This is a genomic window from Kosakonia sp. ML.JS2a (assembly GCF_025642095.1).
Lineage (GTDB): Bacteria > Pseudomonadota > Gammaproteobacteria > Enterobacterales > Enterobacteriaceae.
This window is the reverse complement of record NZ_CP106754.1, coordinates 4177414-4191607: the sequence shown is the minus strand read 5'-3', so window position 1 is coordinate 4191607 and position 14194 is coordinate 4177414. Positions and strand designations below refer to the sequence as shown.

Annotated in this window: 12 protein-coding genes and 1 tRNA gene; 11 read left to right on the top strand and 2 right to left on the bottom strand. The window is 49.9% G+C overall.

What is annotated here, in order from left to right; genetic code table 11:
• The first annotated feature begins 125 nt into the window (after nucleotides 1-125).
• Both N7922_RS19850 and prfH read left to right on the top strand, forming a co-directional pair.
• Nucleotides 126-1265, top strand: a complete 1140-nt coding sequence (locus N7922_RS19850; RefSeq protein WP_263097922.1) for an RNA ligase RtcB family protein — start codon at nucleotides 126-128, stop codon at nucleotides 1263-1265.
• Nucleotides 1262-1876, top strand: a complete 615-nt coding sequence (gene prfH, locus N7922_RS19845; RefSeq protein WP_263097921.1) for a peptide chain release factor H — start codon at nucleotides 1262-1264, stop codon at nucleotides 1874-1876. Before N7922_RS19850 ends, prfH begins: the two co-directional genes overlap by 4 nt.
• A gap of 44 nt (nucleotides 1877-1920) precedes the next feature.
• Here prfH and pepD read toward each other — a convergent pair whose 3' ends face one another.
• Nucleotides 1921-3378: a cytosol nonspecific dipeptidase gene (pepD, locus tag N7922_RS19840; RefSeq protein WP_263097920.1), complete on the bottom strand. Its 1458-nt coding sequence runs from the start codon at nucleotides 3376-3378 to the stop codon at nucleotides 1921-1923.
• Nucleotides 3379-3635: 257 nt separating this feature from the next.
• Here pepD and gpt point away from each other — a divergent pair, with 257 nt between their 5' ends.
• The 3 genes from gpt (at nucleotide 3636) to crl (ending at nucleotide 5902) form a co-directional block, all read left to right on the top strand.
• Nucleotides 3636-4094, top strand: a complete 459-nt coding sequence (gene gpt / locus N7922_RS19835; RefSeq protein ID WP_010427903.1) for a xanthine phosphoribosyltransferase — start codon at nucleotides 3636-3638, stop codon at nucleotides 4092-4094.
• 107 nt (nucleotides 4095-4201) lie between these two features.
• Nucleotides 4202-5446, top strand: coding sequence for an esterase FrsA (frsA, locus tag N7922_RS19830; RefSeq protein ID WP_263097919.1), 1245 nt, complete (start codon nucleotides 4202-4204; stop codon nucleotides 5444-5446).
• Nucleotides 5447-5503: 57 nt separating this feature from the next.
• Nucleotides 5504-5902 carry a sigma factor-binding protein Crl gene (gene crl / locus N7922_RS19825; protein WP_061497381.1) on the top strand — a complete coding sequence of 133 codons (399 nt, stop codon included), beginning with the start codon at nucleotides 5504-5506 and terminating at the stop codon, nucleotides 5900-5902.
• Between the two features lie 140 nt (nucleotides 5903-6042).
• On the opposite strand, the gene phoE is transcribed toward crl, so the two are convergent.
• A complete protein-coding gene (gene phoE, locus N7922_RS19820) occupies nucleotides 6043-7113 on the bottom strand; it encodes a phosphoporin PhoE (protein ID WP_263097918.1) in 1071 nt (356 codons plus the stop codon).
• Nucleotides 7114-7411: 298 nt separating this feature from the next.
• Between phoE and proB the strand changes: the two genes are divergently transcribed.
• The 6 genes from proB (at nucleotide 7412) to N7922_RS19790 (ending at nucleotide 13964) form a co-directional block, all read left to right on the top strand.
• Nucleotides 7412-8515 (top strand): glutamate 5-kinase, encoded by a 1104-nt coding sequence (gene proB, locus N7922_RS19815; protein ID WP_263097917.1) that lies wholly within the window; start codon nucleotides 7412-7414, stop codon nucleotides 8513-8515.
• Nucleotides 8516-8526: 11 nt separating this feature from the next.
• Complete coding sequence (gene proA, locus N7922_RS19810; protein WP_263097916.1) at nucleotides 8527-9780, top strand: glutamate-5-semialdehyde dehydrogenase; 1254 nt, start codon at nucleotides 8527-8529, stop codon at nucleotides 9778-9780.
• 111 nt (nucleotides 9781-9891) lie between these two features.
• Nucleotides 9892-9967: transfer RNA gene (locus tag N7922_RS19805), tRNA-Thr, on the top strand.
• Between the two features lie 164 nt (nucleotides 9968-10131).
• Nucleotides 10132-11304, top strand: a complete 1173-nt coding sequence (locus N7922_RS19800) for a tyrosine-type recombinase/integrase (RefSeq protein WP_263097915.1) — start codon at nucleotides 10132-10134, stop codon at nucleotides 11302-11304.
• Nucleotides 11305-11598: 294 nt separating this feature from the next.
• A complete protein-coding gene (locus tag N7922_RS19795) occupies nucleotides 11599-13227 on the top strand; it encodes an RNA-directed DNA polymerase (protein ID WP_263097914.1) in 1629 nt (542 codons plus the stop codon).
• A complete protein-coding gene (locus N7922_RS19790; RefSeq protein ID WP_263097913.1) occupies nucleotides 13224-13964 on the top strand; it encodes a hypothetical protein in 741 nt (246 codons plus the stop codon). Before N7922_RS19795 ends, N7922_RS19790 begins: the two co-directional genes overlap by 4 nt.
• Nucleotides 13965-14194 lie beyond the last annotated feature (230 nt).

Below are 14194 nucleotides of genomic sequence, written 5' to 3'. Positions count from 1 at the left end.
GAGGTTCACCATGACACACCATGCCCTGATTTCTCTTTGCAGACCTTTCCAGGATTAATTCTCCGTAATATTGCCCCTGGTTACGTCTGCCAATTCCTTTTATTTTTCTGCATATGGATTGGTATATGGGCAATTCTATTTGTCATATCTCAGAAGCGATTTCGTATATTGCTTCAGAAAATCTTTGGATCGAAGGTTCAGCGATCCAACAACTGCAAACCACGGCTGCATTACCGGGCATGACCCGAGTGGTGGGCATGCCGGATCTGCACCCCGGGCGCGGCTACCCGATTGGCGCGGCATTTTTCTCCACCGGGCGTTTTTACCCGGCGCTGGTGGGTAATGACATTGGCTGCGGCATGGCGCTGTGGCAAACCGACTTACCGCTGCGTAAATACAACGCCGATAAGCTGGAAAAACGGCTTGGCGCATTGGGCGATACCGCCACGCCTGAGTGGCTGGACGACGTTGTCCCACAGGCGCTGCAGGCGCATCCGTATCGCGCCGCACTAGGCTCAATTGGTGGCGGCAACCACTTTGCCGAATTGCAGCAGATCGACAGTGTGACGGATGCCGTGACGTTCGCACAATATGGGCTTAACGATCGGCAGTTGCTGCTGCTGGCGCACAGTGGCTCACGGGGTTTGGGGCAGGCTATCCTGCGTCGTCACATTGCGGCTTTCTCCCATGATGGGCTGGTAGAGGGCAGTGATGCCGCCCGCGACTATCTGGCTGAGCATGATGATGCGCTGAACTTTGCTCGCGTGAATCGCGACCTGATTGCCCGGCGTATTCTCGGGCAGATCAACGCGGAGGGCGCGCCGGTGCTGGATGTGGTGCATAACTTTGTACAAGCGTGCACCGTCGGCGAAATGTCGGGCTGGTTGCACCGCAAAGGCGCTACGCCGGGCGGGCAGGGGCTGGTGGTGATCCCCGGTTCGCGCGGCGATTACAGCTGGCTGGTTAAGCCGGTGGTAAGCGAAGCGAGCCTGTTCTCGCTTGCGCATGGCGCGGGACGTAAATGGATGCGTACCGAGTGCAAGGGGCGGCTGTCGGGGAAATTCACTCTGGCGCAGCTTTCGCGTACAGCTCTTGGCAGCCGGGTGATCTGTCGCGATCGTCAGTTGATTTATGAAGAAGCGCCACAGGCGTATAAATCGGTCGAGAGCGTGATTGATTGCCTGGCGGACGCCGGGTTGATCGCACCGGTGGCCCGTTTGCGTCCGGTATTGACGCTGAAGGTCAGCGGGGAGGCGGGCGAATGATGTTATTGCAGCTCTCTTCCGCACAGGGGCCAGACGAGTGTTGCCTGGCCGTGGGGAAAGCATTAACCCGTTTAATGGAAGAGGCCCTGGCGCAAAATGTGGCGCTGGCGGTGGTGGAAAGGGAAGCCGGGCGTCATGACGGCGCTTACCGTTCGGTGCTGGTTTCACTGGATGGCGCAGACGAAAAGGCGCTCAGCGCGCGCTGGTGCGGCACGGTGCAGTGGATTTGCCCGAGCCCGTACCGCCCGCATCATGCGCGGAAAAACTGGTTCATCGGTGTGGCAGCGTTTACGCCAGAGAGTCAGGCGCTGAGCCGTGAAATCCGCTTTGAATCGCTGCGCTCATCCGGTCCTGGCGGGCAGCACGTCAATAAAACGGATTCCGCCGTGCGCGCTACGCATATCGCGACAGGCATTAGCGTCAAGGTGCAGTCGGAACGCAGTCAGCATGCCAACAAACGGCTGGCGACGTTACTGATTGCTCACCGTCTGGAGCAGATGCAGGATGACCAACGCGCGGCGCTGAAGTCGGAACGGCGGTTGTTCCATCATCATATTGCGCGGGGAAACCCGATGCGGACCTTTAAAGGCATGGCGTTTAACGCGGAGTAAAAGCGGAAAGAAAATGTCCGCGCCGGGCGGCGCGGACAGCAGGCTTATTTCGCCGGAATGGCTTTCAGCAGTTCGGTCAGCAGGGTCCAGTAGTGGCCCACGCTTTCGATATGCACTTGCTCATCCGGAGAGTGCGGACCGGTAATGGTTGGCCCAATCGACACCATATCCATATTCGGATACGGCTTTTTGAACAGACCACACTCCAGACCGGCGTGGATCACCTGAATGTTCGGGGTTTTGTTGAACAGACGTTGATAGGTTTCACGCACCAGCGCCATCACCGGTGAATGCGCATCCGGCTGCCAGCCAGGGTAACCGCCTTTCGGGTGGGTTGTTGCACCTGCCAGCGCGCCCAGCGATTCCAGCATGCTCACCACATAATCCTTACCGGTATCTACCAGCGAACGGATCAGGCAGACGATCTCAGCATTGTTATCCGCCAGCGTAACCACGCCCACGTTGAGGGAGGTTTCCACCACGCCTTTGGCGACATCCGAGTTGCGGATCACGCCATTCGGCATGGCGTTCAGCAGACGGATAAAGGTATCGCGCGACGCGGTGGTCAGTGCGGCTTTATCGCTGCTTGCGCTCGCCAGCAGAACGGTCAGGTTTTTCTCTTTCATTTCCAGTTCGTTCTGCAGGATTGCCAGATAGTCGTTGGCCAGCGTTTTCAGTTGCTCAGCTTTATCCGCCGGTACTGCCACGGTGGCGATAGCTTCACGCGGAATGGCGTTGCGCAGGGTGCCGCCTGTGAAATCCAGCAGACGCAGATCCAGCTCTTGCGCATGACCGGCAAGGAAGCGCACCAGCAGTTTGTTGGCGTTGCCCAGACCAACATGGATTTCCGCGCCGGAGTGACCGCCTTTCAGGCCTTTCAGCGTCAGGGTAAACGTCGCGAAACCTGCCGGAACGGCTTCACGGGTCAGCGGCAGGTCGGTGATAAAGTCGATGCCGCCCGCGCAACCCATGTAGATTTCACCCTCTTCTTCAGAGTCGGTGTTAATCAGGATATCGGCCTGCAGCCAGTTGGGCTGTAAACCGAACGCGCCATCCATGCCCGCTTCTTCGGTCATGGTCAGCAGCACTTCCAGCGGACCGTGCTCAACGCTGTTATCCACCAGCACCGCCAGCGCGGAAGCCATACCGATGCCGTTATCCGCACCGAGCGTGGTGCCGCGTGCTTTCACCCATTCGCCATCGACATACGGGCGAATCGGATCGGTGGTGAAATCGTGCACCGTGTCGTTGTTTTTCTGCGGCACCATGTCCAGGTGCGCCTGCAATACTACCGGTTTACGGTTTTCCATTCCGGCCGTGGCGGGTTTACGGATCAGGATGTTGCCAACCTGGTCGCGCTCCGCGTGCAAGCCTTTTTCCTTTGCCCAACCCATGATGTGTTCGGCCAGCTGTTCTTCGTGGTAGGACGGGTGAGGAATGGCGCAAATGTTGGCAAAAATATCCCACAGCGGTTGTGGAGATAGTTGAGACAGTTCAGACACAATGAGTCTCCTTACAAAGGACCTGCTAAACATTGCCTTACAGGTCACAGGGTTAAATAAACGACGTCGCAAGAGACCTTGCGAGATGGCGTTGAGAATAACACTTATTGTCTGTTTGCGAGCACAGGAAGATGTAAAAAGCACCTGCATTGCCGGGTAACACTGGTTTTTACCGCTTCAGATCTCTATAATCTCGCGCAACCTATTTCCCCCTAGAATACTTTTTAAGCCGTAAAACACAGGCTGGGACACTTCACATGAGCGAAAAATACGTCGTCACCTGGGACATGTTGCAGATTCACGCACGCAAACTGGCCGCCCGACTGATGCCTTCTGAACAATGGAAAGGCATTATCGCCGTTAGCCGCGGCGGTCTGGTGCCGGGTGCATTGCTGGCGCGTGAATTGGGCATTCGTCATGTTGATACCGTATGCATCTCCAGCTATGACCATGATAATCAGCGTGAGCTGACAGTGTTGAAACGCGCGGAAGGCGACGGTGAAGGCTTTATCGTGATTGACGATCTGGTGGACACGGGCGGCACGGCGGTGGCTATCCGTGAAATGTATCCTAAAGCGCATTTTGTGACCATTTTCGCTAAACCGGCTGGTCGTCCGCTGGTTGATGATTATGTGATTGATATTCCTCAGGATACCTGGATTGAGCAACCGTGGGATATGGGCGTGGTCTTTGTACCGCCTATCAGCGGCCGCTAATTCCCTGCGCACGTTCTGCTAACGCCCGGTTTGACCGGGCGTTGTTCTTTTCAGCGCGCAACAGGTTACAATAACCTCCAGTGATAGATACATGGAGGCTGCGCACAATGTCACAGTCAAATCTCAGCGAAACCCTGTTCAAACCCCGCTTTAAGCATCCGGAAACGTCTACGCTGGTGCGCCGTTTTAACCCGGGCACGCAGCCGCAGGTGCAATCCACGCTGGATGGCAAAAACGTACCGCACTGGTATCGCATGCTAAACCGGCTGATGTGGATCTGGCGCGGCGTGGATGCACGAGAGATCCTCGAAGTGCAGGCGCGTATCGTGATGTCTCAGGCCGAACGCACCGAGCCGGAGTTGTACGATACGGTGGTGGGCTATCGCAATGGCAACTGGATCTATGAGTGGTCCGTGCAGGCGATGCTCTGGCAGCAAAAAGCGATGCAGGAAGAGCGTGTCGACGTAAGCGGTCGCCACTGGCTGCATGCCTGTAGTTTGTACAGCATTGCCGCCTACCCCCATATCAAAGGCGATATGCTTGCCGAGCAGGCGCAGGCATTGGCCAATCGCGCCTATGAAGAAGCCGCGCAGCGTTTACCCGGCACCATTAAAGAGATGGAGTTTGCCATCCCCGGCGGTGCGCCGGTGACCGGCTTTTTGCATATGCCGCCCGGCGAAGGGCCTTTCCCGACGGTGTTGATGTGCGGCGGGCTGGACAGCCTGCAAAGCGATTATTACACCCTTTATGAGCGCTATTTCGCGCCGCAGGGCATGGCGATGCTGACGCTGGACATGCCGTCTGTGGGTTTCTCCTCAAAGTGGAAATTGACTCAGGAGTCCAGCCTGCTGCATCAGCATGTGTTGCAGGCCCTGCCGAATATTCCCTGGGTGGATCACACGCGGGTTGCGGCGTTTGGCTTCCGTTTTGGCGCTAACGTGGCGGTGCGTCTGGCGTATCTGGAAGCGCACCGTCTAAAAGCGGTGGCCTGTCTTGGCCCGGTGGTGCACGCACTGCTGAATGAGCCCTTACGGCAGGGCAACGTCCCGGAGATGTACCTGGATGTGCTGGCCAGCCGGCTGGGTATGCATGATGCGTCTGACGAAGCGTTGCGCGTGGAACTGAACCGTTATTCGCTAAAAACCCAGGGCTTGCTGGGCCGACGCTGCCCGACGCCGATGCTTTCCGGCTTCTGGCAAAACGATCCGTTCAGCCCGGAAGAGGAGTCGCGGTTAATCACCTCGTCATCTTGTGATGGCAAACTGTTAGAGATCCCGTTTAACCCGGTGTATCGCAATTTTGATAAGGCGTTGCAGCAAATAACCGGATGGATCGACCACCATTTCCGTTAATAGATTGATAAATTCTATTGGTTTGGTAAAACAGTTGCTTCACAAAAGGAGATCGCAATGACGTTACCGAGTGGACATCCGAAAAGCAGATTGATCAAAAAATTTACTGCGCTTGGGCCTTATATCCGCGAAGAGCAGTGCGAAGATAACCGCTTTTTCTTTGATTGCCTGGCCGTTTGCGTCAACGTAAAACCGGCGCCGGAAAAGCGTGAATTCTGGGGTTGGTGGATGGAAATGGAAGCGCAGGAGGGCCGTTTTACCTACCGCTATCAGTTCGGCCTGTTTGACAAAGAAGGCCAGTGGAAACCCACCGCGATTAAAGATCAGGAAGTGCTCGATCGTCTGGAGCACACGCTGCGTGAATTCCACGAACGCGCACGCGATATGCTGGCTTCACTTGAGCTGAAGCTCGAACCCGCTGAAAACTTCAAAGAAAACCTGAAACTCCCCGCGTAACGCCCTCCATAAAAAAAAGCCCGATCGCAGCATGCGTATCGGGCCGGGACTGGCATGCGCCAGCGTGTACCGAATCCGGTTAAATAAATGCCCTCTTGCGAGGGCATTTCATATAACGAGGGTGTAACGGGTAGAACAACTTAGAACTGGTAAGTCACGCCAACAGCCACGATGTCGTCGTCAGCAATGCCCAGTTTGTTGTCGTTTTTGATCTGGTTGATTTTGTAGTCAACCATTGCAGAGAAGTTTTTGTTGAAGTAGTACGTTGCACCAACGTCGATGTAGTTAACCAGATCTTCGTCGCCAATGCCGTTTTCCATGTCTTTGCCCTTGGTCAGGACGTAGCCCAGGGACGGACGCAGACCGAAGTCGAACTGGTACTGGACCACGGCTTCAAAGTTCTGCGCTTTGTTAGCAAAGCCGCGAGTAGAAGAGACCGGTGTCATGTTGTAAGACACGGCGTACATGGTGGCAAGGTACAGATTGTTTGCGTCGTATTTCACGCCGGTTGCCCAGGCTTCGGCTTTCTCGCCGCGACCCAGCGCCAGGCTGGTGTTCTGTGCGTTGGTACGGTCAGAGTTAGCATAGGCGCCGATAAGGGTAACCGGGCTACCGCCGAAGTCATAGGCCAGAGAAGTACCCCAGCCGTCGCCATTCTGTTTGATGACGCTGCTGCGGCCGTTTTCGTTTTTACCCTGGTATTGCAGGGTCATATCCAGACCGTTAATCGCACCGAAGAAGTCGGTATTGCGGTAAGTTGCAACGCCAGTGGCGCGTTTGGTCATAAAGTTGTCGGTACGGGTCAGGGAGTCGCCGCCGAATTCCGGGAACATATCAGTAACAGAGGCTACATCGTACAGCACGCCCAGGTTACGACCGTAGTCGAGAGAACCAAAATCTTTGATTTTCAGACCAGCAAACGCCAGACGGGTTTTCTGACCTGACGTTGTTTCGTCGTTGTTGCCCGCAAATTCAGCTTCCCAGCGACCAAAACCGGTCAGCTGATCGTTAATCTGAGTTTCGCCTTTGAAGCCGAAACGCACGTAAGTTTTGTCACCGTCGTTGCTGGTATCGTCGCTGAAGTAGTGCTCGGCTTTCACTTTGCCGTACACGTCCAGTTTGTTGCCGTTTTTGTTATACACTTCTGCTGCGTGAACAGAAGCAGATGCGACAACGCTCATCACCATTAATGCCAGAGTGCTCTTCTTCATTTTAAGTTCCTGATTTAACAAACGCGCTAATATTCGCTGGGTCTTTTGGCCCCGTGAAAAAACAGAAAGGGTTGTAACGCTGCGAAATTAAAGATTTATGACAAATTCAGAATATTTTTAAAAATGTATGTTTTTTTGTGTTTGCCATAAAAGTGTCAAATCGTGCCGTTAGGCTTGCTGATCCCGCGCAACAAACGTGAGGCTATTTACACTGGCAGTTGGCAAGCGCCTTGAGTCCTGTTACAACGTCTGATTACATTCAGTTATCGTAAATTTTCCTTATAAACGGCAGAGAATCATGAGTGACAGCCAGACGCTGGTGGTAAAACTCGGCACCAGTGTTTTAACAGGCGGTTCCCGTCGCCTGAACCGCGCCCATATTGTGGAGCTGGTGCGCCAGTGCGCGCAGCAGCATGCCGCCGGGCATCGTATTGTAATTGTGACCTCCGGCGCGATTGCCGCCGGGCGCGAGCACCTCGGTTACCCGGAGCTGCCTGCGACCATCGCTTCTAAACAGTTGCTGGCGGCGGTAGGGCAGAGCCGTTTGATTCAACTGTGGGAACAGATGTTTTCCATTTATGGCATCCACGTTGGTCAGATGTTGTTGACCCGCGCCGATATGGAAGACCGTGAACGTTTCCTCAACGCCCGCGATACCCTGCGTGCGCTGCTGGATAACAACATCGTGCCGGTGATCAACGAAAATGACGCCGTTGCCACTACTGAAATCAAAGTGGGCGATAACGATAACCTCTCTGCGCTGGCGGCAATCCTCGCCGGTGCGGATAAACTGCTGCTGCTGACCGATCAGCAAGGGCTGTTCACCGCCGATCCGCGTAATAACCCCGATGCTGAGCTGATCCAGGATGTTTACGGTATTGATGATGCGCTGCGCGCCATTGCCGGTGACAGTGTTTCTGGCCTTGGTACGGGTGGCATGGGCACCAAACTGCAGGCTGCCGATGTGGCGTGCCGTGCGGGCATTGACACCATTATTGCTGCTGGCAGCAAACCTGGCGTGATTGGCGATGTGATGGAAGGCATTGCCGTGGGCACGCGTTTCCACGCGCAGGAATCTCCCCTTGAAAACCGTAAACGCTGGATCTTCGGTGCGCCGCCGGCGGGCGAGATCACCGTCGATGAAGGCGCTACCGCCGCCATTCTTGAGCGCGGCAGTTCGCTGCTGCCAAAAGGCATTAAAAGCGTGACAGGCAACTTCTCCCGTGGTGAAGTGATCCGTATTCGTAATCTTGAAGGCCGCGACATCGCCCACGGCGTTAGCCGTTACAACAGCGATGCGCTGCGCCGTATTGCGGGTCATCACTCGCAGCAGATTGACGCCATTCTGGGCTACGAGTATGGCCCCGTCGCTGTCCACCGCGACGATATGATCACCCGTTAAGGAGCAGAAGTATGCTGGAACAGATGGGCATCGCTGCGAAAGCAGCATCGTATAAGCTGGCATTGCTCTCCAGCCGCGAAAAAAACCGCGTGCTGGAAAAAATAGCCGATTACCTTGAAGCCCAGTCGGAAGATATTTTACTGGCAAACGAGCAGGATCTGCTGGAAGCCCGTCGTAACGTGCTGAGCGATGCGATGCTCGATCGCCTGGCGCTGAACCCGGCGCGCTTAAGCAGCATTGCTAACGATGTGCGCCAGGTCTGTAAGCTTGCGGATCCGGTCGGGCAGGTGATCGACGGCGGTTTGCTGGACAGCGGCCTGCGCATTGAGCGTCGCCGCGTGCCGTTGGGCGTGATTGGTGTGATTTATGAAGCCCGTCCTAATGTGACCGTTGATGTCGCCTCGCTGTGCCTGAAAACCGGCAATGCGGCGATCCTGCGCGGTGGCAAAGAGACCTGGCGCACCAATGCGGCCACGGTGAAGGTTATCCAGCAAGCGCTGGAAGAGTGTGGTTTGCCGGCGGGTGCCGTTCAGGCGATTGAAAGCCCGGATCGCGCGCTGGTCAATGAAATGCTGCGCATGGATAAGTACATCGACATGTTGATCCCGCGCGGTGGCGCAGGCCTGCACAAGCTGTGCCGCGAGCAGTCGACGATCCCGGTGATCACTGGCGGTATTGGCGTGTGCCATATTCTGGTGGATGACTCGGCAGAGATCGCGCCCGCGCTGAAGGTGATCGTTAACGCTAAAACCCAGCGTCCGAGCACCTGCAACACCGTTGAAACGCTGCTGGTGCACAAGGGCATTGCGCAGACTTTCCTGCCTGCGCTGAGCAAGCAGATGGCGGAAAGCGGCGTGACGCTGCATGCGGATGAGCAGGCGCTGGCGCTGTTGCAAAACGGTCCGGCAAAAGTCGAAGCGGTGAGGGCGGAGCAGTACGACGATGAGTTTTTGTCGCTGGATCTGAACGTGAAAATCGTTGCCGACCTGGATGATGCCATCGATCATATTCGCCAGCACGGCACCCAGCACTCTGATGCGATCCTGACCCGTACGCTGGGCAATGCGAATCGCTTTGTGAACGAAGTGGACTCCTCTGCCGTGTATGTGAATGCTTCCACGCGCTTTACCGATGGCGGGCAGTTTGGCCTGGGCGCAGAAGTGGCCGTTAGCACGCAGAAACTGCACGCGCGTGGCCCGATGGGGCTGGAAGCGCTGACAACCTATAAGTGGGTGGGTTTCGGCGACGATACCATTCGTGCTTAATTGAAGAAGGGTGATGCAAAAGTAGCCGTTTGATTCGCAAGGGCATTGACGCATCACCCTCTTAGTTTTAACCTTCTACACCGTGATTCACGCTCGTGAACGCATCGCAGGGCCGATATAGCTCAGTTGGTAGAGCAGCGCATTCGTAATGCGAAGGTCGTAGGTTCGACTCCTATTATCGGCACCACTTCAACTTCCTCAAACGTCCGTAACCATCCATAACGTCTCTGATTTATAACGTTTTTACTGCATCTTTAATCCGTGTTAGTCCATAACCATCCAGTAGAATCCGGTACTGAATGTGTATAGGATTGTGTATATGTTCCTGTTCGGTCTTGGATTCCTATACACATGCCTTTAAACGATATGCAGATTCGCCGCGCTAAGCCTGAAGCTAAAGCCTATACATTGGGTGATGGCCTGGGGCTATCATTGCTTATTGAACCAAATGGAAGTAAGAGCTGGCGGTTCCGCTATCGCTTTGCCGGTAAGCCCAAAATGATCTCACTTGGGGTGTATCCAACGATCACACTTGCTGATGCTCGTTCTCGTCGTGATGAAGCTCGGAAATTGGTCGCGGAAGGAAAGAACCCTAGTGAGGTTCGAAAAGAGCAGAAGATTGCTTTGCAAACCGAGTCTGAAAGCGCGTTCGAAAAGATAGCCACAGAGTGGCACCAGATGAAATCTTCCAAATGGTCGGCAGGTTATGCGTCAGACATCATGGAAGCGTTTCAGAACGACATTTTTCCTTATGTGGGTACGAGACCAGTAGGAGAAATCAAACCGCTAGAACTTCTTAATGTGCTGCGTAAAATCGAAAAGCGTGGGGCGTTAGAGAAAATGCGCAAAGTACGACAACGCTGCTCGGAAGTTTTTCGCTATGCTATTGCTACGGGTAGAGCTGAGTTTAACCCTGCGGCAGATCTCTCCAGCGCCCTCGAAGTACATCAATCGAATCACTTCCCGTTCCTAAAAGCTGATGAGATACCCGATTTTCTACGTGCCTTAGATAGTTACACAGGGAGTAGGCTTGTCCAGATTGCTACGAAATTACTAATGATTACGGGTGTGAGAACCATCGAATTACGTGCTGCATTGTGGTCGGAATTTGATCTAGGTAACGCTATTTGGGAAATTCCTGCTGAAAGGATGAAAATGCGCAGGTCACATCTTGTGCCATTGTCTACTCAGGCGTTAGATTTACTCAATGAACTCAAGATCATGACAGGGAACTATCGTTATGTTTTTCCGGGGCGGAATGATCCGAACAAGCCTATGAGTGAGGCGAGTATTAACCAGGTTATCAAGCGTATTGGCTATGGTGGGAAACTTACTGGCCATGGTTTTAGACATTCTTTATCTACCATCCTTCATGATAAGGGATACGATTCGGCTTGGATTGAAATGCAGCTTGCTCACATCGATAAGAATAATATCAGAGGCACATATAATCATGCTCAATATATTGATAAGCGCCGCGATATGATGCAGTGGTATTCAAATTACATTTTGATTAATGGATAATCACTCGGAGTACTGAACATGCAATACAAAATTTCTTATCTATTTTATAAAATAATTTTAATTTATTCTGCTATTCCGATAATAAATTTATTTATGTCGAGGCCAGTTAGTTGTAAGGGAATTTTGACTATCACAAACAAAGCCTTTTAATGCGCCAAGAGCTTATTAAGATGCTATGAAAATTGCATTGAGTTATAGATAAAATGAAGTTCATAAAGCATATTTTTTATTTAGAGCAACTCACTATTTTGTCCCAGTCACACTCATAAACGCAGCCAAATAAAGGAGTTATTAATGGACAATGAATTTGATAGTAACAAATTAGAGAATTGTTTTGATCTCGCATTGGAAAATATTATAAAGCACGGTGATACAGATATTTTTCCTTATCCTTTCGAAAGTCGGTTGTTTGAAGATAATAAGGATATAGTAAAAACTGCATTAATGGAAACATTTAATGATTTTGAAAATAAACGGATAGAGGTTCCACCAAACGTAATTAATAGTTTTTCAAGCATTGGGTATTATGGTTACAGGTGGGCAACCCAAATTGATCCATTTTGGAATGCTTTTTTTCTTGGTGTAGTTTTAAAAATCGCTGGAGATATAGAAAGAACCAGATCTATCAACACGCAGGTTTATTCATATCGTTTCAAGCCAAACCCTGCTGAGGGCTCTCTTTTTGATAAAGATACTTCATGGAGAAAATATCAAGAAGACAGCATTGTTGAATGTACTAAAGATGAAGTCAAATATGTACTTACATGCGATATAGCAGATTTTTATCCACGTATTTATCACCATCGTTTAGAAAATGCGTTAGACAGAATAGACCCCAATAAAGAATATGCTGGTAAAATTAAGAAATTACTACAGATATTTAGTGAAACAAAATCTTATGGAGTACCAGTTGGGTGTCCTGCATCTAGAATATTGGCAGAATTAGCTCTAGATTCCATTGATAAATTATTGTCTATGAATAAAATTAACTACAAACGTTATGTTGACGATTTTGTTATCTTTTGTGACTCCAGAGAGTATGCTCATAAAACTTTAACTTTGCTTAGTAAAAAATTAATGGAAAATGAAGGGCTAACCTTACAGAAACAAAAAACCAATATTGTTACTAAAGAAGAGTTCCTTTCAGTAACTAAAGCTAAATTGCACGGCAATGATGAAGACGAAGAATCTCCTATGAAGGCTAAGTTTATGAGCCTACCTATAAGATTTGATCCTTATTCAGCGAATGCAATCGAAGAATATGAAGAAATCAAGGAATCTTTAAAAGATTTCGACTTGTTAGCTATGTTGAGTAGCGAATTACAAAAATCAAAAATCAACCAATCTTTTAGCAAACATTTAATAAAAGCATTCTCAGCAACTTCTGATGAAATAATAAATAGTGCTTTCAAAATAATGTTCAATAATTTGCACGAGTTATATCCAATATTTACAATTATAATTCAAGTGGCTAATTCCAACTGGCAAAAATTAAGCATAGAAACAAAAGGTATTATTCTTGATAAAATAAATACATTAATCAAAGAAGATTCATATATTTTGAGCACAGAGCTTAACTTAGCCTATGTAGCTCGAATGCTATCTAAAGAAAACACAGAAAAATCGACTCTAATTCTTAGTGAAATTTACAATAACAACTCAGAAAGCATCTTAGTCAAGAATATCGTCACTCAGTCAATGGCAAAAATCAATTCTTACGCATGGCTTTCTGATATCAAAAAGAACTTTTCTACGATGCATCCATTACAGAGAAGATTATTGATTGTTTCCAGTTACATCTTGGGTGATGAAGGAAGACACTGGAGAGAACACAACAGAAAATCTTTTAATTTCATAGAGATAATCTACAGGGACTGGGCGGGTCAAAGACAAACCGCAAGAAATCTTGGGGACGCGCTATGATCTCCGAATTAACATTTTCTAGAAAATTCACTTCATTCTGGAATCAATTACTTCCGAATGCTAATAACTTCATACGTATCATTAACGGCAGTCTCATAGAGGATGTTTATCCTCCTCTGGATGATAGCGCCAACAGGTCAAATAACGTCTTTGTCAATGAGTGCGCATTTAACTTATATACAGCCATACAAAAAAATTCACTTGATAGAAATATTCTTTCAGCACAAGACCTATTTCACAACCATGAGTTTCAAGCCATTTTTGAACAAACAAAAGATTATTTAAAGAGGTTCGCTTACGGTTCTAACTTCAAACTACCTTTGAGCATGATTGAGTATAATACCATCAGGGAGATAGCGAAGAATATTTTTTCTCGATATGGTATGGAAAATCAAGTAGAAGTATCCCCACAATTCGATGGATGCGGGGTAATTAATAATTCATACGGCGATATTTATTATCCAAATGTTCTTGTTGAAATAAAGTCAGGTGACAGGAAGTTTAGTGTATACGATCTTAGACAGGTGCTAATATATTTTACTTTAAACTTTTACTCAAAAAATAAAAGAAATATCAAGAGGTTTGAACTTTTCAATCCTCGAATGGGTATCACTTATAGTGACTCTATTGTCAGTCTTTGCAAAGAGCTAGCATTTATTCAGCCTGAAGAATTGTACTTTGAGATAATGAATTCTATAACAGAGGAAAATTTCATAGTAACTGAAATGCAACGTTAGACATCATACTAAACCGCTGCAGTTCATTGTGGCGGCTTTTTTCTAAATAGATTCTCATAATAAATAAAAACATTGATTTTTCATGCGGCAATTTTTATGAAAATACTTGGTTCTAAATATTCCCACTCCTTAATAAAGACTAAATATCAATTTAAATTAAAGGAAATAATATCATCAGCCTCAGCGCGCTATTCTCTCCACACCCGCCGCACTCGTCCGATTCATGGGGC

Coding starts and splice junctions, on each gene's coding strand:
- N7922_RS19850 (WP_263097922.1), top strand. CDS start 126: ATGGGCAATTCTATTTGTCATATCTCAGAAGCGATTTCGTATATTGCT.
- prfH (WP_263097921.1), top strand. CDS start 1,262: ATGATGTTATTGCAGCTCTCTTCCGCACAGGGGCCAGACGAGTGTTGC.
- gpt (WP_010427903.1), top strand. CDS start 3,636: ATGAGCGAAAAATACGTCGTCACCTGGGACATGTTGCAGATTCACGCA.
- frsA (WP_263097919.1), top strand. CDS start 4,202: ATGTCACAGTCAAATCTCAGCGAAACCCTGTTCAAACCCCGCTTTAAG.
- crl (WP_061497381.1), top strand. CDS start 5,504: ATGACGTTACCGAGTGGACATCCGAAAAGCAGATTGATCAAAAAATTT.
- phoE (WP_263097918.1), bottom strand. CDS start 7,113: ATGAAGAAGAGCACTCTGGCATTAATGGTGATGAGCGTTGTCGCATCT.
- proB (WP_263097917.1), top strand. CDS start 7,412: ATGAGTGACAGCCAGACGCTGGTGGTAAAACTCGGCACCAGTGTTTTA.
- proA (WP_263097916.1), top strand. CDS start 8,527: ATGCTGGAACAGATGGGCATCGCTGCGAAAGCAGCATCGTATAAGCTG.
- N7922_RS19800 (WP_263097915.1), top strand. CDS start 10,132: ATGCCTTTAAACGATATGCAGATTCGCCGCGCTAAGCCTGAAGCTAAA.
- N7922_RS19795 (WP_263097914.1), top strand. CDS start 11,599: ATGGACAATGAATTTGATAGTAACAAATTAGAGAATTGTTTTGATCTC.
- N7922_RS19790 (WP_263097913.1), top strand. CDS start 13,224: ATGATCTCCGAATTAACATTTTCTAGAAAATTCACTTCATTCTGGAAT.